Annotated in this window: 1 pseudogene; it reads right to left on the bottom strand. The window is 64.0% G+C overall.

Going from position 1 to position 250, the window contains the following annotated elements:
* Window positions 1–250: pseudogene (locus SB753_RS39740) on the bottom strand (acyl-CoA dehydrogenase); the annotation flags it as partial.

Here is a 250-nt window from a genome sequence, read left to right as displayed (position 1 = left end):
AGCGGATTGTGGCTGAATATGGTGCGTAGATTGCGCCAGTGGCGATCGAAGTTGTGCGAGCGCGCAGTCGCCGACGCACCACCGATTTCGAACAGCCGCTCGGCCGTATGCAGCGCGAGTTTGCTGACGACGAGCTGGGTCTTCGCGGTTGCAAGCGCGCCTTCCAGCGCCAGTTCTTCGGCGTTCGCCGCGCCGTTGCGGATCGCATTCGCCGAGCGATCCAGCGTGCGTGCATTCTGCTGCACGAGCG

Source organism: Paraburkholderia sp. SIMBA_053 (assembly GCF_046534895.1).
In the GTDB taxonomy this organism is placed as follows: domain Bacteria; phylum Pseudomonadota; class Gammaproteobacteria; order Burkholderiales; family Burkholderiaceae; genus Paraburkholderia; species Paraburkholderia caledonica.
This window is presented reverse-complemented; position numbering and strand designations above follow the sequence as displayed.